Here is a 26,220-nt window from a genome sequence, read left to right as displayed (position 1 = left end):
ATCTTTGCAGTGTTAAAAAAGTCATCATTAAAATGAATAAAAAAGTTATCCTTATGATATTGGATGGCTGGGGACATTCACCAGACCCAAAAGTATCTGCCATAGATCATGCCGACACACCTTTTATAGATTCTCTATACAAAAACTATCCGTCTGCCCAACTTAGAACAGATGGGCTCAACGTAGGCCTTCCAGAGGGGCAAATGGGAAATAGTGAAGTGGGACACATGAATCTTGGAGCCGGACGCATTGTGTATCAGGATTTGGTTAAGGTTAATCTAGCAGTTGAAAATAAAACCTTAGAAACCGAACAAATATTGGTTGAAGCTTTTAAATATGCAAAGGACAATAACAAAGACGTTCATTTTTTAGGCTTACTGAGTGATGGTGGAGTGCATTCCCATATTAATCATTTGTTAGGTTTAATCGACTCCGCCAATAGCTTCGGACTAGAAAATACTTTTGTACATGCCTTTACGGATGGTCGTGATGTTAGTCCAACTTCAGGCAGTGGATTTGTGAACCAATTACAAGAACATATTAAAAACAACAATACCAAGTTAGCTAGCATAACGGGACGCTATTATGCCATGGATCGTGATAAACGCTGGGAACGTGTTAAATTTGCTTATGATGCGATTGTTAATGGACAAGGTGAACAATCGAAAAATGCTGTTGATTCTATTGAACATAGCTATAAAAATGACATTACCGATGAGTTTATTAAACCCATCATCATGGTTAATGAAAATAATGAACCTATTGCCACGGTTAAAGATGGTGATGTCGTTATATTTTTCAATTTTAGAACAGACCGAGGGAGAGAACTCACCGAAGCCTTATCACAAAAAGACTTTCATGAGTACAACATGCACAAACTTAATCTGCATTATGTCACCTTAACCAACTATGATGACTGTTACAATAATGTAAATGTTATTTTCAACAAGGATAATTTAACCGAAACCTTAGGTGAAGTCTTAGAAAAGAACAATAAAAAACAAATTAGGATAGCAGAGACTGAAAAATATCCACACGTAACCTTTTTCTTTTCAGGTGGAAGAGAAGTTCCTTTTGAAGGTGAAACCCGTATTTTAAGAAATTCGCCTAAAGTGGCAACCTATGATTTAAAACCGGAAATGAGTGCTTATGAATTACGCGATGCCTTAGTTCCCGAGTTACAAAAAGGCGATGTTGACTTTGTCTGTTTAAACTTTGCAAACGGAGATATGGTTGGACATACTGGAGTAATGGAAGCCGCCATTAAAGCTTGTGAGGCTGTTGACGACTGCGTAAAAGATGTGGTTACTGAGGCTTTAAATAATGGTTACACCACATTATTAATTGCCGATCACGGAAATTGCGAAACCATGGTAAATCCTGATGGTTCACCACACACGGCACACACAACCAATCCCGTTCCAGTAATTTTAATAGATAAGGAACTAAAATCAATTGAAGATGGTATTTTAGGAGATATGGCTCCAACCATATTAAAGTTAATGGGTATAACACAGCCTGAAGCCATGACCAGACATGCATTAATTTAAAAAATTGTAGCTTTACATATACTGTTTGAAGCTCCAAGGTTATGACCTTTAATCAATCGCTCATTATTGCAGTAGACTTTGATGGCACTATAGTTGAAGATACTTACCCTAAAATTGGAAAGCCTATACGCTTTGCTTTTGAAACTTTAAAAAAGCTTCAAGAAAATAAACACAGGTTAGTATTATGGAGCTATCGTTCTGGAAAACGACTGGATGAAGCTGTTGCTTTTTGTGAAAAAAATGGCTACATTTTTATGCTATAAATAAAAGCTTCCTCGAAGAACAATACACTTATGAACAAAGTAGAAAAATTCATGCTGAAGTCTTTATTGATGATCGAAACATAGGGGGATCATAGGTTGGGGTAAAGTTTATCAAACAGTCATAAGTATAGAAAACAATATAAAAAGAGAACAACAAAAGAAACGATTTTTAGATTTTTTTAGATAATTAAAGACTTACCTCCATAAAAGATTAAAATTCTAATTTTAAGTATCTTTGCCATTATTTTTAACAAATGATTGTAGTAAAAACAAAGGAAGAAATAGAATTAATGCGTGAAAGTGCATTAATAGTATCTAAAACCCTAGGCATATTGGCAAGAGAAATAAAACCAGGGGTTTCAACACTTCAGCTTGATAAAATAGCAGAAGAATATATTAGAGACCATGGTGCCGAACCTGGTTTTTTAGGATTATATGATTTTCCTAATACGCTATGTATGAGTCCCAATTCTCAAGTGGTACACGGCATACCAAACAGTGAGCCATTAAAGGAAGGCGACATCATTTCAATAGACTGCGGAGCACTCAAAAATGGATTTTACGGTGACCATGCCTATACTTTTGCCGTAGGTAAAATTGACCCGGAAACTGAGAGACTGTTGCAGGTAACAAAAGAATCTCTTTATGTTGGCATTAGGGAATTTAAAAGGAATAATCGAGTTGGTGATGTTGGTTATGCAATCCAAAAATATTGTGAAGATCGTGGCTATGGGGTAGTTAGGGAATTAGTAGGTCACGGTTTAGGAAAAAAAATGCATGAAGATCCTGAAATGCCCAATTATGGTAAACGTGGAAGAGGCAAAAAGTTTGTTGAAGGTATGGTAGTTGCTATTGAACCCATGATTAACATGGGCTCCCATCGTATAAAACAGCATAGAGACGGCTGGACAATTACTACGATTGATAATAAACCAAGCGCACATTTTGAACACGACGTGGCTTTAGTTGATGGTAAACCAGAATTACTTTCAACTTTTGCATATATATATGAAGCTTTAGGTATTGAAAGTAACGAAGAGGAGGAATTTAGGCAAAAACAGCTAATACTATAATTTATCATGACCCACAAATTTTCAGATATATCAGAAAAAGTGCTTATCAAGGGCATCAAAGTAAAGTATATACATACTGAAAACAATTCTATTGGATTCATTACCATTGAAAAGGGATCTGTTTTACCTCCACATTCTCATTTTCATGAGCAAATAACACAAGTCATTTCTGGCAAATTAGAAATGACTATCAATGGTATTACACAGGTTCTTGAACCTGATTCCATAACTGTAATTCCTTCCAACACCATACATAGTGCAAATGCGTTAACCAATTGTGTGGTAATTGATACTTTTTTCCCAGTGCGTGAAGATTATAAATAACAGTCTTTGAAAACAATTTTTAAAGCAATACTTAACTTTATTCCTAGACCTCTGCTCATAAGGTTAAGCTATATAATTCGTCCAATTTTAGCAATCTTCTTAAAAGGCAAAACCTACACAGACCCCATAGATGGAAGAAGTTTTAAAACCTTTTTACCTTATGGTTATGGCATCCAACGTGAAAATGTACTCTCACCATCAACATTATCATTAGAACGGCATAGGTTATTATGGTTATATTTAAAAAATAAAACCAATTTTTTTAATGACAATCTTAAGGTTCTCCATTTTGCTCCTGAACAGGCCTTCTATAAGCGTTTTAGAAAGCTGAAAAATCTTGGTTATATAACTACTGATTTAAATTCTCCACTTGCTGATGTTAAAGCCGATATTTGTAACCTACCTTTTAGTGATAATAGCTTCAATGTAATTTTGTGTAACCATGTTTTAGAACACATACAAGACGATACCAAAGCGATGCAGGAACTGTATCGAGTTATGAAACCTGGTGGTTGGGGTATTTTTCAAATTCCACTGGATCTAAAAAGAGAAAAAACCTTTGAAGACAATAGCATTATAGACAAAAATGAGCGTGCCAAAATATTTGGACAATACGATCACGTTAGAATTTATGGTCGTGATTATTTTGATAAACTTCGTCGAATAGGTTTTCAAGTTAATAAAGTTGATTATACTTCAAGCTTAACGGAAGATGAGATTGATAAATACCGCTTGATTAAAGGCGAGATCATTCCTCTTGTCACAAAATAATTTAATTAAAACAGTAATCTCTTACCCTTAAACAGATTGTCATCTACATTAACATTTGATATGAAATAACAACTAGCTTTCTGGAAAACCATTTAAGGAAAGTGATTTCAGTTCCTGCTGTTCATTTTCAAAAATTAAAAACACTTGAAGTTCGGGATGTGATTTTAAAAAGGTTTTTATTTTTTCAATCCCCATAGTCTTAAATGCAGTAGCGTAGGCATCGGCCGTCATACAATCATTAGCAATTACAGATATGCTTAACAAATTAGTTTCACTGGGGTAACCTGTTTTTGTATTAATAATATGGGCATAACGATTACCATATTCATCAATTTTAAACTTTCTATAAGTTCCAGATGTTGCCATAGCTTTATTCTCTAAAGTAACAACGCGATTAATGGATTGCGTGCCATCAAAATTGGGATCTTCAACACCTACTTTCCAAGCCAAACCCTTTTCAACATTAATCCCTTCAGCCCTTAGCTCACCTCCAATATCAACCAAATGGTTTTCGACACCCTTGCCCCTTAAAAAATCGGAAACCAAATCTACGGTATAGCCTTTAGCTATGGCATTAAAATCAATAAAGGTTTCTTCAGGTTTAATTATACGGTTATCTTCAATTTTCACTTTATCCAATCCAACAAAAACCATTAAACTATCAATTTTAAGACTATCAAGATCAATAATCTTACCCTCTGGACCAAAATCCCAAGCATTAACCACAGCGCCAATGGTTGGATCAAAAGCACCTTGAGTTCCCTCATAGGTAGCTTTTGATGCACTAAACACTTTAACAAAATGCTCATCAACGGTAATAGCTTCATTCCTATTCAATTTAGAAATATCAGAATTTACTTGATAAGTAGACATCGATTTATTGATAACATAAAATAAGCTATCGAACTGTTTAGTGTAATCGATATCAGAAGCATAGGTTACTCTGTAATAGGTGCCAAAAATGGAGCCTTGAAGTTTGGTGTTAACAATAGGTTGTTTACAAGACAAACATCCTACAAGAATTAATAAAATGCTACTAAATCGATTCATATAACTTCAAGGCCCTATTTAATTTAAATGTGTTTCTACTATTTGTATACCATTGTATTCCAACAAATATTCCTCGTTTAGGTAAAGCGGCAACTTTTCTCCTTTTATATTTCCTAAACCCACACCTGCATACAATACTTTAGCATTTTTATCTCGTGCGTGTTTTTTAAAGGACTCCATCCATACCACATCATAATTATTTGGATTATCTGGTAAAATTACGGCTCTGACAATCACAAAATAATATTGATTGTTTTTATCTATACAAACAAACTGTGGATGCTTTTTCAATTTGCTATTAACAGCTATAAATTCAAATCCCCGTTTTTCCAAATCCTTTCCTACATGATTCATGGCAAGATTATGCAACTCCTGAGCTGTAAGTACTTTTCTCATATAGCAAAATTACCATATATATCTTTTGAATTAAAATTTTGTTTGCTTATTAGCTAATCAAACTTTTTTTGTATCTTCGGTAAGCTTCTCGATCAGTCATAGATCCTACTTTAAGTAAAAATGAGGGTCCACCAAACTATCACATTCTTTTACACTTACAGGTTTTGGTATATTAAATAACTAAAAAACACTATTGTTAAACACTAATTAACCAACTCTATGAAAGCAAAAACATTTTCATTAATTAGCCTTTGTTTTTTATTGTTAGCTTGTAACTCCAATAAAAAAGAACAAACGACAGAAGAAAATTATCAACCTGCAGAGGAAATAGACATAGACCCTGTAAAGCGAGGTGAATATTTGGTGAATTCCGTAGGCTGCCACGATTGCCATACTCCTAAAAAATTTACAGAACACGGTATGGAATTAGATTCTAGTAGATTACTTTCTGGTCACCCTGCTGATGAAGAACTTCCTCCCTATGACGCTATAACAGCAAAAGGCTATATCTTATTCTCTATGGGACTTACTTCAGCCACAGGTCCTTGGGGGACATCGTTTGCAGCTAACCTAACACCAGATGATACAGGTATTGGCTCTTGGACCGAGGCTCAATTTATGACTGCTATTAGAAAAGGGCTTTATAAAGGCCTTGAAGGTAGCAGGCCTCTGTTGCCTCCAATGCCATGGGAGCAATACCGAAACTTAAACGATGATGACCTTAAGGCTATTTTTGCATATTTAAAAAGTTTGCCTCCTGTTGAAAACCTTGTACATGCACCAATACCACCCCAAATGAACTAAAATTAAACCCCTAAACAATCAAAGCCCAACATAAGTTGGGCTTTGATTTTATATAGTGCATTAGATTATCCTCCAAAGTCATCAAATCGAATATGCTCATCTGGGATACCAAAATCTTCTCCCATTTTTTGAACAGCTTTGTTCATTAACGGGGGACCACAAAAATACAATTCGATATCTTCTGGCGCATCATGTTTGCTTAAATAATTGTCGATAACACAGTTATGGATAAAGCCTACAAAACCATCACCTTCGGAATCATGAATATCCTTTTTAACTTTCCAATTGTCTTCTGGTAATGGTTCAGACAAAGCCAAGAAAAATTTAAAGTTAGGAAACTTACGCTCTAACTCGTAGAAATGTTCTAAATAGAACAATTCACGTTTAGAACGCCCACCATACCAATAGGTCACGGTTCTTCCTGTTTCCAAAGTCTTAAATAAATGATACAGGTGCGAACGCATAGGTGCCATACCAGCACCACCACCAACATAAAGCATTTCGCTATCACTCTCGTTAATAAAGAACTCACCATAAGGTCCTGAAATGGTTACTTTATCACCTGCCTTTCTAGAAAATATATAAGACGAAGCTATTCCTGGATTAACATCCATCCATCCATTTTTAGCACGATCCCATGGTGGGGTAGCAATACGTACGTTTAGCATGATTTCTCGACCTTCAGCAGGGTAAGAAGCCATAGAGTAAGCACGCTCTACTGTTTCATCATTTTTCATTACCAATGGCCATAAGCCAAACTTATCCCACTCGGCTTGAAACTTATCTGGTGTTTCGTGCTCTTCTGGATGTGCTGTAATGTCTATATCAGAATATTTTATCTCACAAGGTGGAATTTCTATTTGAATATATCCCCCTGCCTTGTAATTCATGTCCTCTGGAATTTCTACCACAAACTCTTTAATAAATGATGCTACATTATAATTACGAACAACAACAGCTTCCCATTTTTTAATACCAAAAACTTCTTCTGGAATGGTGATATCCATATCTTGCTTTACTTTCACTTGACAGGCCAAACGTGCTCCATGTTGTAATTCCTTACGGGTAAAGTGTGGGGTTTCGGTCGGAAGTGCTTCACCGCCTCCAGATAATACATGACACTCACATTGGATACAAGTTCCACCACCACCACAAGCCGATGGTAAAAATATTTTCTGACCTCCCAAAGTCGATAATAAACTACCTCCAGAAGCGACTTCAATTTCCTTTTCCCCATTAATGGTAATCTTTACTGGACCAGATGGAGATAACTTTTGCTTAACAACTAATAATAGTGCAACTAATAATAATGTAATTATTAAAAAAGCGACTACCGTAACGACTATTGTTCCTGTTGTACCTGCGGCTAAAATCATCTTACTCATTTCCTTTATTAGTATTCGACAACTCCTTTTTTTCTTCAGTAGGGATTGAAGTAACCGTAGCTACTTCTACTGGTTTATTCTCTTGTTCTAAAACAGCCGTTTTTTCTTCTTTTTTACCTGCATCATCTCCTCCTGTAAGCATACCTCCAAAACTCATAAAACCAATGGCCATTAATCCTGTAGTAATAAAGGTTATACCTAAACCTCGTAATGCTGGAGGCACATTTGAATATCTTATTTTCTCACGAATTGCCGCTATAGCTAAAATAGCCAAAAACCATCCTATACCAGAACCAATACCATATACTGTAGCTAATCCTAGAGTAGGTATTTCACGGGATTGCATAAACAACGATCCTCCCAAAATAGCACAGTTTACCGCAATAAGTGGCAAGAAAATCCCCAATGAATTGTATAATGAAGGTGAAAATTTTTCAACTACAATTTCAACTAACTGTACCATAGTTGCAATAGTTGCAATGAACATGATAAACGACAAGAAACTTAAATCGAAAGATGCATAATCTTCACCTAACCATCTTCCTAATGCTCCTGGTTGCAAAATATATTGGTCCAACAACCAATTTAAAGGTACCGTAACCAACAATACAAATATTACAGCAGCACCAAGACCAACTGCAGTACTTACTTTTTTAGACACTGCCAGATATGAACACATTCCCAAGAATGTAGCAAATACCATGTTATCTATAAATATTGATTTGAAAAATAATTCTATATGTTCCATTTTTATAGTATTCTGTACTCAGTGTTCAGTTATCAATAATTGCTTACTGTTACTGCCAACTGCTTACCAATTAATGATCTTCAATTAATGCTTTATTTCTTGAACGTTGTACCCAAATAAGGACACCTACAACTATTAAGGCCATTGGGGCCAATAACATAAATCCGTTATTTTCATATCCAAAAGCATACAATCCTGTTTTTGCTATTGGGTCTCCTAACACCTTAAACCCTAATAAGGTTCCAGATCCAAGCAATTCCCTAAAGAAACCTACTATAATTAAGATGATACCATAGCCCAAGGCATTACCTACACCGTCAAGGAACGATTTCCAAGGCCCATTCCCTAAAGCAAAAGCTTCAAAACGTCCCATGATAATACAGTTAGTAATAATTAAACCAATAAAAGCCCCTAGTTCTTTACTTAATTGATAGGAAAATGCTTTTAATACTTGGTCTACAATAATTACAAGTGCTGCCACTACCGTCAATTGCACAATAATTCTAATCTTGGAAGGAATAATATTTCTAATCAACGAAATTACGACGTTTCCAACACCTAACACAAAAATCACCGAAATGGTCATTACGATAGATGCTTTAAGCTGAGCCGTAATGGCCAATGCAGAACAAATACCTAACACTTGAATAGTGATTGGGTTATTATCTGCTAATGGATCTTTAATTAAAGCGGCGTCTTTTTTTGATAAAAGTCCCATACTATATTAATTTTTTAATGTGTTAAAATAAGGCACGTAAAGCTTAAGCTCCGACTTAATCATAGCCGCAACACCATCACCAGTTATAGTAGCTCCTGCAATAGCATCTACCTCATTATCTGTTTTATCATTATTCAAAGGATCTGCATTACTTTTAGAAATGTTAACACCAACAAACTTACCTGAAGTATTTAAAAGATGTTCACCCGTAAAATCATCCATAAAGAAACGCTCCTTTATATTTGCTCCAAGACCAGCTGTTTCTCCCTTATGGTCAAAATATGCTCCTTGAATCACCATATTTTCATCCATAGCCACATAACCCCAAACAGCATCCCAAAGTCCTTTCCCTCTTATTGGAGCTATATAAAACGTTTTACCTTCTTTTTCGCCAACAAACAATGGTAATTGTCTTTCTTTACCTTCTTTCGCTTGAGACTGTTCTTTTTTAACATCTATTAGGTAAGCCTGATCATTTTCCCTGGTATCAGTTCCATTAGTAATAACTAACTGTTTTTTAATGTACTTTGCAAACTCTGTTTCTACTTCGTTATCTGCTATAAATGCTACAGAACCCTCTTCATTTTCATTGACCCCCATAGCATATAAGATGTTTTGTTGCTTTTCAATACGTTTATTCTCATCAATTTTAGGCCGTAAAGATGATGCTACAAATGCCAACAAAGAACCTACTACTATTACCATACCAATGGCAAATAGAATTGTATATGAATTTTTTTCTGTTCTCTTTTCCATCGCGTTAAGCAGTTTTAACCTTTAAACGTTTCATTCTTTTCTTTACATTACCCCTAACCACATAATGGTCTATAGTCGGTGCAAAGACATTCATTAATAATATGGCCAACATCACACCTTCTGGATAAGCTGGATTGAATACACGAATCATAATTGAAATAAATCCAACCAAGAACCCATAAATCCATTTGCCTTTATTAGTTTGAGAAGCCGTTACAGGATCGGTTGCCATAAATACAATACCAAAAGCAAATCCACCAATAAGTAAATGATGCCACCAAGTGGTACTCATTAAACCATAAAACTTACTACTTTCTCCAACAATCCCAGCATCAACAAGACTATTAAAAATTAAACCCATGGCTATTGCTCCTAAGACAGAGGACAACATGATTCTCCAACTTCCTATTTTAGTAAAGACCAAGAATAAACCTCCCAATAAAATAAGTATTGCCGAGGTTTCACCAACCGAACCTGGAATAAATCCGTAAAAGGCATTCCAAATATCTGTTGCCGAATCAACCATCTCTTTACTATTTTGTGCTAAACTTCCCAAAATGGTTTCGCCAGAAATAGCGTCTAAATTTTTTCCTGCCGCAATTTGATTAGCACGCTCTTTTGCACCGTGAACCCAAACCTTATCACCAGACATCCAAGTAGGATAGGCAAAGAATAAAAATGCCCGAATAGTTAAGGCCGGATTAAGGATATTCATTCCTGTACCTCCAAAAACCTCTTTACCTATTACCACACCAAATACAACGGCTACGGCTAACATCCATAATGGGATATCAATTGGAACAATTAACGGCACTAACATACCGGTTACCAAATAGCCTTCTTCTACTTCATGTCCTTTTATAATGGCAAAGATGAATTCAATACCTAGACCCACACCGTATGACACAATAACCAATGGTAAAATCTTCCAAAACCCAACCATAAAGTTATCCATGGTCCAAAACTCTGGACTAAAAAACCCTTGAGTTACAGCCTGGATTTCACCTAAAGCCAAATGATGCTGATACCCTGCATTAAACATACCAAAAATCAAACATGGCAGCATAGCCATAATAACCGTATTCATGGTACGCTTCAAGTCGTCTGCCGCCTTAATATGTGTACCTCCATGGGTTGTTTCGTTCGGCAGGAATAAAAATGTATGTATTGCAGAAAATGCTGGCAACCATTTTTTATCCCTATTCTTTTCTTTAAATTGATGTAATTTACTTTTTAAACCCATTATCCTATCTCTTTAAGCATTAAGTCTAAACCTTCTCTTATTATCTTTTGATGCGGTTGTTTCGACACACATACAAATTCTGTTAATGCAAAATCCTCTGGTGCTACTTCATACATCCCCAAAGCTTCCATTTCATCTAAATCCTTATACATACATGCTTTTAAGATTTGTAAGGGGTACATATCCAACGGAAATACTTCTTCATAACTTCCCGTAACCACAAAGGCACGGTGTTCACCATTAGTATTGGTGTTTAAATCATATTTTTTATTCGGACTTAACCAAGAAAATGTCAATGCCCTAGAAGTGGATACTTTATCGAAAATAGGTTTATTCCATCCAAAAAAATCATAATCATCACCTTCAGGAATAACAGAAATTATGTTACTGTAATAATCTAAAGCACCATCGGGTTGCACTTGCTTTCCTGTTAATACATTACCAGAAATGATACGCGCATTGACGTCTTTAGAAATGCCCTTATCGTAAACCATAGTAGACACCTCACTACCAATAAGTGTTTTAAAGTATCTTGGCTTTTCTACTGAAGACCCCACTAAAGCTACTAAGCGTTCTGCATTAAACTTACCTGTTAAAAACAATTCCCCAATAATGACCAAGTCCTGCGGATTCACCGTCCATACAATCTCTCCTTTATTGATAGGATTAATTTTATTGATTTGTGTCCCTACGTTACCTGATGGATGTGGCCCAGAAACTTTATGCAATGTAATTCCAGATAGTCCAGCTAAGGGTGAACTTGATGCTTTTCCAATAGAGACATGTATTTTTCCATCGGTTAATTTACTCAAAGCAGTAATAGCAGCTTGTAATTCGGCTTCCTTACCTTGAAGAGTGAAATCTAAATCGGCTGCTAAAGGTGCGGAAGCATAACCCGAAATAAATATCGCTTTTGGCAACTTATTTGGATTGGCAATCACATCGTACGGGCGTTGTTTTATAAACGGCCAACAACCCGATGCCAATAAATGGGCTTTTATTGCTTCAGCCGTAGCTGAATTTGCATCCAACTTACCAAAATCATGGTAATCTAGAGACTTATCGGACTCAATCTTAATCGCGTCGATGCGTCTTTTGGGTCCACGAACCACCTCAATTACCTTACCCGATACCGGAGAAACAAACTTGATGAGTTCGTTAGACTTATCATAAAACAAAACTTCCCCAGCTTTTATCTGGGTCCCTTCTTTTGCAATAAGTTTGGGAATTATGCCGTGAAAATCTTCTGGTCTTATGGTACAGTAGTTGCTGATAATTGCCTGTTCGATAGTTTTTTCAGCTTCACCTTTAAGTTTAATGTCCAGACCTTTTTTAATACGAATGTCGTTTGACATATTTACTATATTGAATATTAGTTGTCTAAAAATCGGTGCAAAAATACAAATTTATAACACAGTTTATATAAAAAAGATTTATAATTTTATTTCTAAAAATACCGTTATCACTTTAGGAATGAATTTTGTTTATATTTACAAAAATCAATTTTCGGTAATGCCTTTCAAGTCTTTATTTTTGATTGTTTTCACTATAATGTCCACTTTTGTACTTGCTCAAGTACAAGAGGTCAATCCGCCTAATTATATTAAAACCATAAATTTTAAAGGCAATACACCTGAAAGTCAATTACCAGTATTGCGTTTAGGGGAATATTTGGTCTTGGAATTTGATGCCCTTAATGGCAACGAAGACGATTATTACTATAAAATCAAACATTATAATTTTGATTGGACACCATCAAATTTGGTGCAATCGGAATATATGGACGGCTTCGACAACCAACGCATTAGAAATTACGAAAACTCTTTAAATACTTACCAAATCTATTCTCACTACAAATTAATCATTCCCAATAACCAAACTAGGGGGCTAAAAGTTTCGGGTAATTATCTTATTAGTATTTATGACAATTATGGCGATTTGGTGTTTTCGAGAAAATTTATGATTTACGAAGACAATGCCAATGTAGGCGTTACTTTAAAACGCTCCAGAAACATTGAATACATTGAAGAAAAACAAAGGGTGGAAATTGTTATTTCTCCAAAAAACATGCAACTCAACAACCCTAAGCAAACGGTTAATACGCTAATTGTTCAAAACAACAATTTAAACACTGCCATCAATAACCTGAAACCACAATACACCATTGGCAACCAGTTAATCTACAGGTATGATATGGAGTCTAGTTTTTGGGGTGGCAACGAATATTTGTTTTTTGAGAACAAAGATGTGAGGGCTGCCAATACTGGTGTTCAAAGTATTGCACTGGAAGACATTTACCACAATTATTTGTTTACCAATTTTGAAAGGGCGTCCAGACCATACACCTATAATCCAGACATTAACGGTAATTATCTAGTTACCAATATAGACGCAGAAGATTCATCTATTGAAGCCGATTATGTTTGGGTACATTTCTCTCTGTTACCCAATGTAAATTTTAAAAATAAGGACATCCATATTTATGGTAATTTCAACAATTATGCTATTGAAGAAAGCACCAAACTAACCTTTGACGATTATACCAATCGTTACCATTGTACTTTATTACTCAAACAAGGGTTTTACAATTACAAATACGTCGTAATAAATAATGATGGATCTATAGACGAAGGCTTGATTAGTGGTAATTTTTATCAAACGGAGAACAACTATAAAGTATTGGTGTATTATCGTGATTTAGGGGCGCGTTACGACAGAATCATTGGTTTAGGAGAAGGAAGTTCGGTTAACATCTCCAATTAATGCATTTTAACGGTTTTTATAATTTATCAATCTTAAAATTTCTTATTTTAGCCAACCTAAACATATTGTTTATCAGTATTTAACATGGTTCAACAAGTTACAAAAGGCATAAAAATTTCGGTAGAAACCAACTTCGAAGGGTCATTTTATAAAGATTATAAAATACAATACGCTTTTGGCTATACGATAACCATTGAAAACCAAAGTAAGGATTCGGTACAGCTCTTATCTCGTCAATGGCGTATTTTGGATGCCCTAAACAATGTTGAAACCGTAACCGGCGAGGGCGTTATTGGCAGAAAACCTGTTTTAAAGCCAGGAGAGTCCCACACTTATACCTCTGGTTGCTTATTGACCTCCCCCTTTGGTGCTATGTATGGCCATTACAATATGGTTAACTTTACGACTACTAAACAGTTTAGGGTATCTATACCCGCGTTTAAGCTATGTGCGCCTTTTGCTATTAATTAGTTATTAGCCAATTAACAGTTACAGACATTTTTAAGCCTATAACAATCATTTTTTCCACCTAAAGAACACTATGGCTTCAGTGAAAAACTAACTTCTCCTATCAAACCGAAATACCTGTCCATTCTGTTTCACATGAAAGAATTTGCAGTTGGAATAGTGTACAAATTCAAACTTTAAATTGTAATTAAATGATGAATCGTTTACCACATACTTGTCGTGAACATCAATTTTTCCATGTGGTGAAATGCGTTTAAAAAAATACTCTAAGTCATGCCCAACATTATGAAGCTCAAACCAAGCACCTGCAGCAATACCAGGCAACCACTGTGCTTTTTCATGTAAATTATTCACAGGTCTGGGCTCTAAAGTTCCAATAAAATGTGGTTCGTGATTTTTTAAATTATCTAAAAAGCATCTTACATTTTCACTTTTAAGGGAACCTTCAAATGTTGAGACAACACCTGAATCAGACACTTCATAAACCTGATTTTCGGTATCGGCCAACAGCACATTGCCAACCGTACTGGGCGTAAACCACTTCGACTGTTTCAGTTTCTTTTTAATGCCTAAATCGGTAACAGAAGCAATTAGGCTATCGGTTACAAAACGTGCACAGTTACAGCCTTTTTTTATAAACGCAGCATACCTAATAAAATGCTTATTTTGCATATTGGTAATATGTTCCCTTGCTTTTTGATAATCGACCGCTCCACATACAGACGCTATTAATTTACCATCACCATGCGTTTGCTTTGGATGGGTCGCTAAAAACTTTAAGATATCATTTAGATTAACAATCCTGTCGTTTTCGATGTGTGCCTTGAGCGGAAAATCCAATTCATTATCGGTATCCTTACCACGTACCCTACCTGTAGGTTCTGGGGTTATGTAGCGTCCAAAATCATGATACTCTAGTTCACCAGTAGCTTTGTTGATTAACACCAAAGCCGCATGACCTGCCCGTACATAGTTTTTCTTACCAATACCAAAAAACCGTAAAAACGGGGAAAACCATTCTTTGGACACCATAACAATGGTATCGGGATAAGCCAATGTTAAAATAATCCCCGTATTATCCATTAATTGTTTGTGAAAGATTTAAAGTTTTACTGGTAACCGAATGGCTTAGCAGATTTTCATAGCGCATGGTAACTGTATCGGATTGTTTATCAATTTGGGTGATGCTTGTTGTTCTCACAAAGCCCCGGTCCATAACAACCCCATAATCTGAATTATTAGCTTCGGTATTTTTATGAAAGTCCAACAAGGTCTCTTTATTCAATACCTGCTTGGCCTTAAAATCTTCAAACCAGTGAAAGCGTTCATTCTTCATTATTTCATTATACAATGTTGCAGACGACCAAATTTTAGGCTCCAAGGGCAATTTGGTAAAATGTTTTACTGCACCATCCCATATTAACTCATAGAACTTTAGGCTTTCGTTCCAATCGGCAATCACCATGGTAAAAGGTTCAATATATTTAAAATCATAAATTTCAACAAAAGGTTCAAATTTTTTATATATTAAAAAGTCCTTAGCAACCACCCCCCTGCTCTTTCTATAATTTGGTTGACGCTTATGTCGCTCAAAACCACCATTTAACACACAAACCACCCTGTTCACTTCACTGATTCCAATCCAAGTACCACCAGAGAGTTTGTCTTTTGGAAACAATACCAAAGTATCATTTACCTGATAAGATTCTGGAGGCAACGACACCCTATTCGGAGCTTCATCCCGGTTCGAGGTTAAAATAAAATCCTGCTGTCCTTTTGGAACTAGAGTAACTGTACACATAAACCAAGTAGTCTTTGTAATAGTGGCTAACTTACAAAGTTATATGCAAAAATAATACACACATTTAAAGAAAGTATCTACCTTTTTCGATTTAAAAATTCGTAATTTTGCAGTCCATTTAATGAAAATTCAATAATAAAAAATTAAGAATCATGGGAAAAGGCTTTTTTAATGTGCCAATTGCGATTAATGAACCTGTTAAAAATTATGCACCTGGCTCACCCGAACGTGAGGCTGTGCTTAAAGCATACAAAGATATGTTTAGTAGTAAGATTGATGTTCCACTTTATATAAATGGTGAGGATGTTATGACGGGAAACACTAGAACTATGTCGCCCCCCCATGACCACCAACACATAGTAGGCACTTATCATGTCGCTGAAAAAAAACATGTTGAGGAGGCTATTGCAACCGCTTTGGAAGCCAGAAAAACATGGAGCCAAATGCCTTGGGAACAACGTGCCGGCATCTTCTTAAAAGCTGCTGAACTCATTGCAGGTCCTTACCGTGCCAAAATAAATGCGGCTACAATGATAGCGCAATCCAAAACCATTCATCAAGCGGAGATTGATTCTGCCTGTGAATTGATAGATTTCCTGCGTTTTAACGTGCAGTATATGACCGACATTTACGCTGAGCAACCCGAAAGCACAAGTGATGCGTGGAACCGTGTGGAATACCGTCCGTTGGAAGGGTTTACCTATGCGGTTACCCCTTTTAACTTTACAGCAATAGCCGGAAACCTTCCATCTTGTATGGCTTTAATGGGCAATGTGGTGGTTTGGAAACCTAGTGATAGTCAAGTATACTCTGCAAAAGTAATTATGGACGTGTTTAAGGAAGCTGGTGTTCCTGCTGGTGTTATTAATGTGGTATTTGGAGATCCCGTGATGATTACCGAAACGGTATTATCCAGTCCTGATTTTTCAGGTCTGCACTTTACAGGATCTACCTTTATTTTTAAAGAATTGTGGAAACAAATAGGCAACAACATTCATAACTATAAAACCTACCCCAGAATTGTGGGCGAAACAGGTGGTAAGGATTTTATAGTAGCACACAAATCGGCTGATACCAAGCAAGTTGCCACAGCTATTGTTCGTGGTGCTTTCGAATTCCAAGGTCAAAAATGCAGTGCCGCCTCAAGGGCATACATTCCAAAAAGCTTATGGAATGATGTAAAAAACTTTGTAATAGAAGATTTAAACTCCTTTAAAATGGGATCACCAGAAGATATGGGCAACTTTATCACTGCGGTAATCCACGAAGGATCATTTGATAAATTGGCAAAATACATTGACCAAGCTAAAGCTGATAGTGATGCCGAAATCATTGCAGGTGGAGGCTATGACAAAAGCAAGGGCTATTTTATAGAACCTACGGTAATTGTAACGACCAATCCAAAATACACGACTATGTGTACCGAATTGTTTGGTCCCGTTATTACCATTTATGTGTATAAAGATGACACATATGCTGAAACCTTGAAACTTGTTGATGAAACCAGTGAATATGCCTTAACAGGTGCTATTTTAGCCACAGACCGTTATGCAATTACCGAGGCTACAACAGCTTTACAAAACTGTGCTGGCAATTTTTACATTAACGATAAACCCACTGGTGCCGTTGTAGGACAACAGCCGTTTGGAGGTGCAAGAGCATCAGGTACCAACGATAAAGCAGGTAGTGCACAAAACTTACTACGTTGGGTGTCTCCAAGGTTAATTAAGGAAACCTTCGTAACGCCTACCGATTACCGTTATCCTTTTTTGGGAGAGTAACAGAACAATTCCTTGTTGAAAAAGGACTAATTAAAAAGTATATTCAGAACGAGTTTAGATAGTTTTCTAGACGAAGTGAAGCATCTTATTTATATGTTGTTTTAAAGAGATTCTTCGCTCTGCTTTGGATAACACCTTCTAATTAGTCTTTTTTTTTACGATGTATTCTTTAACCGATAAAACATATATGTGTTTGATTTGTAAATAAATGTTTAGCCTCCTAAACTAAATCTTTAAATATCCTATACTAAATATACCAGATAGATACATTTTGCCTCAGTAAGTAGCAATTAGGATAAATCTATTTAAGGACCAAAGTAGATTATTATACCAATTTCTGAAAACTCAACAAAGCTATTCACTTTCTACATTTAGATTTACAAACCGCTAGAATAAATAGAAAAGGAGTATTTATAAAAAAGTTAAAGCAAATAATCTTAAATAATTCTGATTAATTCATTTTTCATCTTATATTTAATAAAAATAACCCTAATTTTATTTCTTAAAAAACGGCATATTTTTTGTTGAATAAGTTGCTGATGAAAAGACTATTAATCACTTTACTTACCATACTGCCCTTGCTCACTTTTGGACAAGCCAATAAAATTTACAGGCAAGCACTTAGAGCTACCGATTTAAATGAAAAAATAGAATTACTCGATCAAGTCATTTCGCAAGAACCAAAAAATTTAGATGCGTATTTTTATCGGGGACTGACAAAAAATGATTTAGGTGATTACGAAGGGGCTATAGTTGATTATTCCAAAATCATACTTCTTGAGCCCGATGCCGACACCTATTTTAACAGAGGCAATTCCAGGTTTAATCTAAAGGATTTACAAGGTGCCAAGACCGATTATGAAAAGGCGGTAGAATTAGATAAAAGTTTTATAGATGCACGATACAGCTTAGCATGTACAAAATACGATCTAGGGGAATATGAAAATGCAATAACCGATTTTAGTATTTTACTTTCTATTATACCTGACCTTCAAATTGCTTATACTCTTAGGGCGGCATCTCATGTTGCAATGGAAAATTACAAGGAGGCTATTAAAGATTATTCAACAGCCATTTTGGTTAGTCCTGATTCGGATGCCTTTTTCGATCGTGGATCGTTTTTCTTAGACATTAAATATTACCAAAGAGCAAAAGCAGATTTGAATATAGCCATTAGGTTAAATAAGAACAGCCCTTATCTTTACTTTTACAGGGGGGCTTCAAATTTATTTTTAGGAAAATATAAAGAAGCTATAGACGATTTCTCTGTCGCCTTAAAATTTGATTCCCAAGATTTTGAGGCGCTATTGGGTTTATCAATGACCTATCTTAAAATGGATGATTTAGAAAATGCCGAAACATATTTCAAAAAGGTAAAATCCATATTGGAAATGGATGCCAATGCAGACGATCTTGAACAGTTTTCAAAATCCTATTGGTATTTAAAGCATTATTACTATTTTAAAAATAGTGTTGAGGAATTAAGTAAGCTGTAACTTGCTACAATCTCTGCTTTAATGGTAAATGCACTACTTTTTTAGTATCGAAAAAGTCTTCTTTAAAGTAATCGGTTAAATTATAAATGGTGGTCGTTCTATAATCCTTAAGCTCCTCGGTTAAATCACCACCTTTTAAATACAGAATCCCATTCTTTAATTCGTGCCTCTGTTGTTTGTCTATTTTACCTTTTACCCAATGCACAAAGGTTGGCATAGCAGCTACGGCTCGACTAACAATAAAATCGTATGTCCCCACGATTTCTTCAACACGGCTATGGGTGGTTTTTACATTGGTCAGCCCTAGACCTTCAACAACCTCATCTACAACTTTTAATTTTTTACCAATACTGTCTACCAAATGAAATTGACAATGGGGAAACATAATAGCCAATGGTATACCCGGAAAGCCACCACCAGTACCAACATCCAAAATCCTAGTGCCATCTGTAAACTGAATCACCTTTGCTATTCCCAAAGAGTGCAGAACATGTCTTAAATACAGCTCATCGATATCCTTTCGTGAAACTACATTAATTTTCAAATTCCAATCTTGATATAGCGACTCAAGTCCCTTAAATTTGTTGATTTGGTCTGCTGTGAGATTTGGGAAATATTTTAGGACAAGATCCATTTCTGTTAAATTTTCAACAAAAATATACTTTTTATATCCATTTTTTTGACTAAAAAGGGTATAACTTAAAAACGTTTATACCTATCTTTGCGCCAGATATGGCAAATTAACATTTTGTTAAATTCCGTAAAAATTAATAGCATGACCAATCAGTCACTTTCATTCTCCAGAAAAGATTCAGCAAAGTTTTTTAGAACGCTTAACAAACGCGTTAACGATTATTTTAAGGAAAATAATATTAAACGAACGGGAAATTGGAAACTATGGATTAAAACTATAATAATGTTTTCTATGTTTTTAACACCTTATTTCTTAATCCTAACTTTAGATATTCCACAATGGCTACAATTAGTACTGACCATAGTAATGGGTGTTGGTATGGCTGGAGTAGGTATGAACGTAATGCACGATGGCAACCACGGTTCGTATTCAAACAAAGAATGGATTAACCGTCTTATGGGTAGCAGCATTTATATTTTAGCAGGAAATGTTTACAACTGGAAAGTACAACACAATGTATTGCACCATACATATACTAATATTCATGGTCATGATGAAGATTTGGATGCTGGTCGAATTTTACGTTTCACTGAACACTCCGAATGGAAATGGTACCATAAATTCCAGCACTATTATTCAGTTTTATTATATGGGCTCTTAACAATTAATTGGGCCATCACGACAGATTGGCAACAAATGAAACGCTATATGCAACGCAAATTATCGTATGGCAAATTTCCAAACCCTGTTTGGAATTGGAGCAAATTGGTGATTTCCAAAATCATTTATATAGGTGTTTGGATTGTAATACCAATGGTATTTTTAGATATAACTTGGTGGAAAATTTTAATCGGCTTTTTTGTAATGCACTACACAGCAGGTTTAATTTTAAGCGTAGTGTTTCAGTTAGCTCATGTTATGGAAGATGCTGAAATGCCAATGCCGGAAGAAGATGGGACTATGAAGAATACATGGGCCGTACACCAGCTTAAAACTACTGTTAATTTTAGTACTAAGAACAGAATTGTAAACTGGTTTACAGGAGGCTTAAACCATCAAGTAGAACATCATATTTTTCCTCATATTAGCCACATCCATTACACTAAAATTTCAAAAATAGTTAAGGAAACGGCACAGGAATTCAACTTACCATATAACGAATACAAGACTACACGTAAGGCCATTATCGCCCACTTTAAGCACTTAAAGGAAATGGGAATGAAGCCAGCTTTACAAGTTTAACAATAATTTATAACATTTTCATGCAATTACTATCTGATAGAATTTTAAACATGTCTGTATCGGCCACCCTAGCTATGGCTGCTAAGGCAAGGGAATTAAGAGGAGAAGGTAAGGACATAATCGGTTTAAGCTTGGGCGAACCCGACTTTAACACTCCTGATTTTATTAAGGATGCCGCCATTAATGCCATTAACGAAAACTACAATTCTTATTCTCCAGTTGATGGTTATGGTGATTTAAAAGAAGCCATTATCACAAAATTTAAAAGAGACAATAACTTAATCTATACTCCAGCTCAAATTGTGGTTTCTACAGGGGCTAAACAATGTTTGGCAAATATAGCTGGTGTGATGTTGAATGCGGGTGACGAAGTCATTTTACCTTGTCCATATTGGGTAAGCTATTCAGACATTGTTAAACTTAACGATGGTGTTCCTGTTGAAGTAAAAACTTCTATTGACACTAATTTTAAGATGACACCTGCTCAATTGGAAGCTGCCATAACTCCAAAAACCAAAATGATTTGGTTTAGTTCCCCATGCAATCCAAGTGGCTCGGTGTATAGTAAAGAAGAATTAAGAGGTTTGGCCGATGTTTTGGTTAAACACCCTAATATTTACGTAGTTTCAGATGAAATTTATGAGCACATCAATTATATTGGAGGACACGCTAGCATAGCTGAATTTGAAGACATGTACGATAGAACCATAACCGTAAATGGCGTTTCCAAAGCTTTTGCCATGACTGGATGGCGTATTGGTTATATTGGTGCTCCTGAGAAAATTGCTAGAGCCTGTAACAAACTGCAAGGCCAAGTAACAAGTGGTGCCAACTGTATTGCCCAACGTGCGGTAATTACAGCGTTAAATGAATCGCCCTCACGAGTTCAATACATGATTGATGAGTTCAAGGAGCGTCGTGACTTAGTTTTAGACCTTCTTAATAATATTGATGGCTTTAAAACCAACACACCTGACGGTGCTTTTTATGTATTTCCAAATGTATCAGCTTACTTTGGAAAAACTTTAAAGGGAAAAACCATAAACAACGCCACCGATTTCTCTTTATATCTTTTGGAAGAAGCTTTAGTAGCTACTGTAACAGGAGACGCTTTTGGTAATCCAGATTGTATTCGTATCTCTTATGCAGCTTCAAAAGAACAAATTATTGAAGCCATAAAAAGAATAAAGGAAGCGGTTAGTTAATCAAGAGCATACGTTTTAGAAAATAATTCAATCAGACCTGCCAGATTTTAAAACTTGGCGGGTCTTTTTATTTATAAACAAATAGAAAATACAACACTATTAGAATCAACAAAAATGTCAATAGCCTCTTTTTTCTAATTTGGTTTTGTCGCTTTTTTATTCGTTCCCTTAATATTTGTAATTGTTCAGGCGAAGCCTTTGGAAAATTAAATTGCTGACCCTTAACTTTATCATAACCTCCTAAAGTTTTTCTAAACCGCTTGCTTTTATCAAGCATAATGGCTTTATTGCTTCTAATAACACTTAACATAGATTCTACTAATGGCATAGCAAAAATGTTTAAAACAAAACTTTAATAAGTAAGATGATTAACATTAGGATTAATAAGAACACAAATACTTGTTTAATTTTGGTTTCCTTTCTACTTTGTTTTAGCTTTTCTCGAAAAGGGACAACTGCTTCTTACTTGCCTTTGGAAATGAAGCCATTTTAACGCTCGCATAACTTCCTGAAAATACTTTTCTCCTTTTCTTTTTAGCTAAAAGATCTCGATTCGTTTTTAACGAATTATTGGAGTGCATCATGGAGCCTTCTCCTCCCATAGCATTTTAATTTTTTAGATAAAATTACTCAATTAAAGTAATTTATATATCTGTACCAATTTTAAGAATTTTGTTACAGAAAAGAAAATTTGGATATTTCTAGATTACCTATTCCGCCAGAAGAAAGGGGTAAACAAAACCAATACGGTAAACAATTCCAATCGTCCTATTAGCATTAAAAAGCTACACCACCACTTTCCTATACTAGGCAGGGCAGAATAGTTATTTACTGGACCAAAATCACCCAAAGCAGGCCCTACATTTCCTAAACCAGATGCTGCTAAACCAATCGCAGATTGAAAATCGATACCCAAAATGGAGAATACCAAGGCCCCAATGATAAAAGACAACATATAAAGAATAAAAAAGGCCAATATGTTAAATACAATATCACCTGAAATGGATTTGGTATTATACCTTACAGGTAATATCGCATTAGGGTGTAGGGAGCGCTTAAATTCTAAAAAACCGTTTTTAATCAAAATTAAGTGACGTACCACTTTAACCCCTCCAGAAGTACTTCCTGCAGAGCCTCCTAAAAACATTAGCCCGAAAAAGAAAACCACTAAAAATGGGGTCCACATAGTATAATCTGCCGTAACAAAACCTGTTGTGGTCACTATGGCCAAAACCTGAAATATAGCATGCCTAAACGCACTTTCTCCCGCTCCCCAAACCATGGGATGGTCTATTGATGAAACCGATACATCCGCCTTAAAATAAATAATAAGTGCCGCTATTAAGGTAAAAACAGCTATAAACTTAAAATACAACTTAAATTCTTCATCCCTTAAAACTTTTTGTACTTTTCCCTTAAACGCAAAATAGCTCAATACAAAGTTTGTCCCCGCCAAAAACATAAATAGAATGATAATATACTGTATTATAGGCTGTCCGTTCCAATGGGCAATACTGGCATTCTTGGTAGAAAACCCTCCAGTCGAAAGCGTGCAAAGCGCATGGTTAATGGCATCAAAAAAAGACATACCAGCCACTTTAAGCAGAATAGTTTCGGCAGCAGTATAACCAAAATAAATGAGCCACAAACGTTTAGCAGTATCGGTAATTCTAGGATGTAATTTATCCGCACTGGGACCAGGTGCTTCAGCTGCAAACATTTGCATACCTCCAATACCCAAAAGTGGCAAAATGGCAATTGCCAATACTATTATGCCCATACCACCTATCCAATGGGTTAAACTTCTCCAAAACAATACCCCTTTTGGTATGGCTTCAATATCGTTTAAAATGGATGCCCCTGTAGTGGTATAACCGGACATGGTTTCAAAAAAAGCATTAGTAAAACTTGGTATACTTTGGGTGAACACATAAGGCAGAGTACCCGATAAGGCCATAATTATCCAACCAAAGGCCACTACAATGTAACCTTCGCGCTTGTTCATTTCCTTGTTATGCTTTCTCGTGAAAAGCATGGCGACCCCACCACATATCAATGTTACAAAAGATGCCAGTAATAATGCGCGTGTAACACCATCATTGTAAATAAGACTTATCAATGTTGACAGCAACATGAAGCCTCCATTAAACAAAATGAGCAAGCCTAAAAAATGAAAAATTATTTTGTAATTAAGCTTCATCTAAAGGAACAATTTTTCAACACCCTTTATGGAACGCAACAAACTACATACTACCACCCTGTCTCCTTTTTGAATCTTAAAATCACCCAAGGCAATCAATCCAACACCATTTCGAATAACACCTCCAATGATTGCAGACCTTGGAAATTCAATATGCTTGATCACCTTATTACAAATAGCTGAAGTTTCCTTTACTTCAAACTCCAACAATTCAGCATTCATATTACTCAACTTGGTCATGGCAACCACTTCGCCTTTCCGTATATACCTAAATATATTGTTGGCCGCAAGAAGTTTTTTATTAATAAGCGTATCAATACCAATGGAATGGGACAATTCAAAATAATCCATGTTTTCAACTAAGGCTATGGTCTTGTTTACCCCTTTCGATTTTGCCACCAAACAGGACATGATATTTGTTTCAGAATTATCGCCTACTGCTACAAAAGCATCCATATCACTTAGACCTTCCTCATCCAAAATATCTACCTTTCTACCATCGCTATTAATTACCAGTACATTTGGCAACTCATCTGCTATATCGAAAGCGCGTTCTTTGTTTTTCTCCAAAAGTTTTACATTAAATCCTTTGTCACTTAAGTCCCTTGCTGATTTGAACCCTATTTGGCTTCCACCAAGAATCATAACATTCTTAATTTCTAAATTGACCTTTCCAGTTAATTTGCAAAGCTCTTCTGCCCCTCCCTCCGAAGTAATAAAAACAACATTATCTCCTCTCTTGAACTTAGTGTCACCACGAGGTATTAAAGTAAACTGGGTTCCTGCACGTTGAATGGCGATAGGTACAAAATGTATTTCAGGGAAAATTTGTGCTGCTTCCTTTACCTTTTTCCCAACAAAAAGGGCCTCTTTGGACAGTGTTAGCCCGGCCATGGTTAAAGCGCCATCTTCGAACTCATAATTATCGTTAAACGAAGTCTGTTTAAGTGACAATTCAATTTCTGAGGCTGCCAGTGCTTCTGGTGAAATCAATTCGTCAATACCAAACTTGGTAAAACCAACCTCATCCTTATTAGTAATAAATTCGGTATTAGAAATTCTGGCAATAGTTTTTTTTGCCCCCAATTGCTTTGACAATACACATACAGTTATATTGGTCGTTTCTGACGCGGTAACACCAATAACCAAATCACTAGATTCCACGCGCGCCTCCTTTAATATAGCTATAGATGTGGCATCACCCCTAATAACTTTAATATCTAAATGCGTATCGGCGTGTATTAGACTCTCTTTATTGGTATCTATAAGTGTGATTTCCTGTGATTCGTAGGATAGTAATTTTGCTAAATGAAACCCAACTTCTCCAGCTCCTGCAATAATTATTTTCACACGTTTAAATTTTAGTAATTATTTGATTATTATATCAATTATAAAATTGAGAACATGTGCAACCACTTCGTCCTCTCATTAAAATTTCAAACACCCCTTTTGTAAAGAAAAATTTAAAATTTATTAATGTTTGTTTCATCTGTATACTTGATTAACAGGAAGAACAAAGATATGCATTTTAACCTAATACAATTATTTG

At 35.7% G+C, this 26,220-nt stretch carries 26 protein-coding genes and 1 pseudogene; 12 read left to right on the top strand and 15 right to left on the bottom strand.

The window, feature by feature from the left end; genetic code table 11:
• Positions 1-32: 32 nt before the first annotated feature.
• From gpmI to K7G79_RS09095, 5 genes and pseudogenes are all read left to right on the top strand, one after another.
• The gene (gene gpmI / locus K7G79_RS09115; protein WP_223551224.1) at positions 33-1,550 is read left to right on the top strand and encodes a 2,3-bisphosphoglycerate-independent phosphoglycerate mutase; all 1,518 of its coding nucleotides are present in this window, start codon (positions 33-35) and stop codon (positions 1,548-1,550) included.
• A 41-nt stretch (positions 1,551-1,591) separates the two neighbouring features.
• Positions 1,592-2,000: pseudogene (locus tag K7G79_RS09110) on the top strand (BT0820 family HAD-type phosphatase).
• Positions 2,001-2,067: 67 nt separating this feature from the next.
• Positions 2,068-2,886, top strand: coding sequence for a type I methionyl aminopeptidase (gene map, locus K7G79_RS09105; RefSeq protein WP_223551222.1), 819 nt, complete (start codon positions 2,068-2,070; stop codon positions 2,884-2,886).
• A gap of 6 nt (positions 2,887-2,892) precedes the next feature.
• Positions 2,893-3,210 carry a cupin domain-containing protein gene (locus tag K7G79_RS09100; protein WP_223551220.1) on the top strand — a complete coding sequence of 106 codons (318 nt, stop codon included), beginning with the start codon at positions 2,893-2,895 and terminating at the stop codon, positions 3,208-3,210.
• Between the two features lie 6 nt (positions 3,211-3,216).
• The gene (locus tag K7G79_RS09095) at positions 3,217-3,981 is read left to right on the top strand and encodes a class I SAM-dependent methyltransferase (protein ID WP_223551218.1); all 765 of its coding nucleotides are present in this window, start codon (positions 3,217-3,219) and stop codon (positions 3,979-3,981) included.
• Between the two features lie 72 nt (positions 3,982-4,053).
• Here the strand turns inward: K7G79_RS09095 and K7G79_RS09090 are convergent, their stop codons facing one another.
• Together K7G79_RS09090 and K7G79_RS09085 are read right to left on the bottom strand one after the other, a co-directional pair.
• Positions 4,054-5,031, bottom strand: coding sequence for an FAD:protein FMN transferase (locus K7G79_RS09090; protein ID WP_223551217.1), 978 nt, complete (start codon positions 5,029-5,031; stop codon positions 4,054-4,056).
• Between the two features lie 18 nt (positions 5,032-5,049).
• The gene (locus K7G79_RS09085) at positions 5,050-5,427 is read right to left on the bottom strand and encodes a Na(+)-translocating NADH-quinone reductase subunit F (RefSeq protein ID WP_223551215.1); all 378 of its coding nucleotides are present in this window, start codon (positions 5,425-5,427) and stop codon (positions 5,050-5,052) included.
• A 219-nt stretch (positions 5,428-5,646) separates the two neighbouring features.
• Between K7G79_RS09085 and K7G79_RS09080 the strand changes: the two genes are divergently transcribed.
• Entirely contained in the window at positions 5,647-6,231 is a 585-nt protein-coding gene (locus K7G79_RS09080) for a diheme cytochrome c-553 (RefSeq protein ID WP_223551213.1), read from the top strand.
• Positions 6,232-6,296: 65 nt separating this feature from the next.
• Here the strand turns inward: K7G79_RS09080 and nqrF are convergent, their stop codons facing one another.
• The 6 genes from nqrF to K7G79_RS09050 form a co-directional block, all read right to left on the bottom strand.
• The gene (gene nqrF / locus K7G79_RS09075) at positions 6,297-7,607 is read right to left on the bottom strand and encodes an NADH:ubiquinone reductase (Na(+)-transporting) subunit F (protein ID WP_223551280.1); all 1,311 of its coding nucleotides are present in this window, start codon (positions 7,605-7,607) and stop codon (positions 6,297-6,299) included.
• Between the two features lies 1 nt (position 7,608).
• The gene (nqrE, locus tag K7G79_RS09070) at positions 7,609-8,364 is read right to left on the bottom strand and encodes an NADH:ubiquinone reductase (Na(+)-transporting) subunit E (protein WP_223551211.1); all 756 of its coding nucleotides are present in this window, start codon (positions 8,362-8,364) and stop codon (positions 7,609-7,611) included.
• A gap of 70 nt (positions 8,365-8,434) precedes the next feature.
• Entirely contained in the window at positions 8,435-9,082 is a 648-nt protein-coding gene (locus tag K7G79_RS09065; RefSeq protein WP_223551209.1) for an NADH:ubiquinone reductase (Na(+)-transporting) subunit D, read from the bottom strand.
• Between the two features lie 6 nt (positions 9,083-9,088).
• Entirely contained in the window at positions 9,089-9,838 is a 750-nt protein-coding gene (locus tag K7G79_RS09060) for a Na(+)-translocating NADH-quinone reductase subunit C (protein ID WP_223551208.1), read from the bottom strand.
• A 4-nt stretch (positions 9,839-9,842) separates the two neighbouring features.
• Complete coding sequence (locus tag K7G79_RS09055) at positions 9,843-11,081, bottom strand: NADH:ubiquinone reductase (Na(+)-transporting) subunit B (RefSeq protein WP_223551206.1); 1,239 nt, start codon at positions 11,079-11,081, stop codon at positions 9,843-9,845.
• Positions 11,081-12,436, bottom strand: coding sequence for a Na(+)-translocating NADH-quinone reductase subunit A (locus tag K7G79_RS09050; RefSeq protein WP_223551204.1), 1,356 nt, complete (start codon positions 12,434-12,436; stop codon positions 11,081-11,083). The genes K7G79_RS09055 and K7G79_RS09050 overlap by 1 nt, the downstream gene beginning before the upstream one ends.
• A gap of 196 nt (positions 12,437-12,632) precedes the next feature.
• Here K7G79_RS09050 and K7G79_RS09045 point away from each other — a divergent pair, with 196 nt between their 5' ends.
• The gene (locus K7G79_RS09045) at positions 12,633-13,844 is read left to right on the top strand and encodes a DUF5103 domain-containing protein (RefSeq protein ID WP_223551203.1); all 1,212 of its coding nucleotides are present in this window, start codon (positions 12,633-12,635) and stop codon (positions 13,842-13,844) included.
• An 84-nt stretch (positions 13,845-13,928) separates the two neighbouring features.
• A complete protein-coding gene (gene apaG / locus K7G79_RS09040) occupies positions 13,929-14,315 on the top strand; it encodes a Co2+/Mg2+ efflux protein ApaG (protein WP_223551201.1) in 387 nt (128 codons plus the stop codon).
• Positions 14,316-14,402: 87 nt separating this feature from the next.
• On the opposite strand, the gene K7G79_RS09035 is transcribed toward apaG, so the two are convergent.
• Together K7G79_RS09035 and K7G79_RS09030 are read right to left on the bottom strand one after the other, a co-directional pair.
• Positions 14,403-15,395: a DUF6695 family protein gene (locus tag K7G79_RS09035; RefSeq protein ID WP_223551199.1), complete on the bottom strand. Its 993-nt coding sequence runs from the start codon at positions 15,393-15,395 to the stop codon at positions 14,403-14,405.
• Positions 15,388-16,113, bottom strand: coding sequence for an NRDE family protein (locus K7G79_RS09030; RefSeq protein WP_223551198.1), 726 nt, complete (start codon positions 16,111-16,113; stop codon positions 15,388-15,390). The genes K7G79_RS09035 and K7G79_RS09030 overlap by 8 nt, the downstream gene beginning before the upstream one ends.
• A 152-nt stretch (positions 16,114-16,265) precedes the next feature.
• On the opposite strand from K7G79_RS09030, the gene pruA reads away from it, so the two are divergent.
• Together pruA and K7G79_RS09020 are read left to right on the top strand one after the other, a co-directional pair.
• Positions 16,266-17,894, top strand: coding sequence for an L-glutamate gamma-semialdehyde dehydrogenase (pruA, locus tag K7G79_RS09025; protein WP_223551196.1), 1,629 nt, complete (start codon positions 16,266-16,268; stop codon positions 17,892-17,894).
• Positions 17,895-18,433: 539 nt separating this feature from the next.
• The gene (locus K7G79_RS09020; protein ID WP_223551194.1) at positions 18,434-19,390 is read left to right on the top strand and encodes a tetratricopeptide repeat protein; all 957 of its coding nucleotides are present in this window, start codon (positions 18,434-18,436) and stop codon (positions 19,388-19,390) included.
• 4 nt (positions 19,391-19,394) lie between these two features.
• Here the strand turns inward: K7G79_RS09020 and rsmG are convergent, their stop codons facing one another.
• A complete protein-coding gene (gene rsmG, locus K7G79_RS09015; protein ID WP_223551192.1) occupies positions 19,395-20,024 on the bottom strand; it encodes a 16S rRNA (guanine(527)-N(7))-methyltransferase RsmG in 630 nt (209 codons plus the stop codon).
• 141 nt (positions 20,025-20,165) lie between these two features.
• Here rsmG and K7G79_RS09010 point away from each other — a divergent pair, with 141 nt between their 5' ends.
• Complete coding sequence (locus tag K7G79_RS09010) at positions 20,166-21,266, top strand: acyl-CoA desaturase (protein ID WP_223551190.1); 1,101 nt, start codon at positions 20,166-20,168, stop codon at positions 21,264-21,266.
• Between the two features lie 20 nt (positions 21,267-21,286).
• Positions 21,287-22,471 carry a pyridoxal phosphate-dependent aminotransferase gene (locus tag K7G79_RS09005; RefSeq protein ID WP_223551188.1) on the top strand — a complete coding sequence of 395 codons (1,185 nt, stop codon included), beginning with the start codon at positions 21,287-21,289 and terminating at the stop codon, positions 22,469-22,471.
• A gap of 67 nt (positions 22,472-22,538) precedes the next feature.
• Here the strand turns inward: K7G79_RS09005 and K7G79_RS09000 are convergent, their stop codons facing one another.
• The 4 genes from K7G79_RS09000 to trkA form a co-directional block, all read right to left on the bottom strand.
• On the bottom strand, positions 22,539-22,799 hold the full coding sequence (locus tag K7G79_RS09000; RefSeq protein WP_223551187.1) for a hypothetical protein: 261 nt from the start codon (positions 22,797-22,799) through the stop codon (positions 22,539-22,541).
• A 103-nt stretch (positions 22,800-22,902) separates the two neighbouring features.
• Positions 22,903-23,073 (bottom strand): hypothetical protein, encoded by a 171-nt coding sequence (locus K7G79_RS08995; protein ID WP_223551185.1) that lies wholly within the window; start codon positions 23,071-23,073, stop codon positions 22,903-22,905.
• Between the two features lie 104 nt (positions 23,074-23,177).
• Complete coding sequence (locus K7G79_RS08990) at positions 23,178-24,671, bottom strand: TrkH family potassium uptake protein (protein WP_223551183.1); 1,494 nt, start codon at positions 24,669-24,671, stop codon at positions 23,178-23,180.
• Positions 24,672-26,021: a Trk system potassium transporter TrkA gene (gene trkA, locus K7G79_RS08985; protein WP_223551182.1), complete on the bottom strand. Its 1,350-nt coding sequence runs from the start codon at positions 26,019-26,021 to the stop codon at positions 24,672-24,674.
• Positions 26,022-26,220 lie beyond the last annotated feature (199 nt).

Origin of the sequence: Aestuariivivens sp. NBU2969, from assembly GCF_019931125.1 — a bacterium.
Taxonomy (GTDB): Bacteria; Bacteroidota; Bacteroidia; order Flavobacteriales; family Flavobacteriaceae; genus Aestuariivivens; species Aestuariivivens marinum.
Note: the sequence above shows the minus strand (reverse complement) of the source record. Positions and strands in the feature narration are given on the sequence as shown.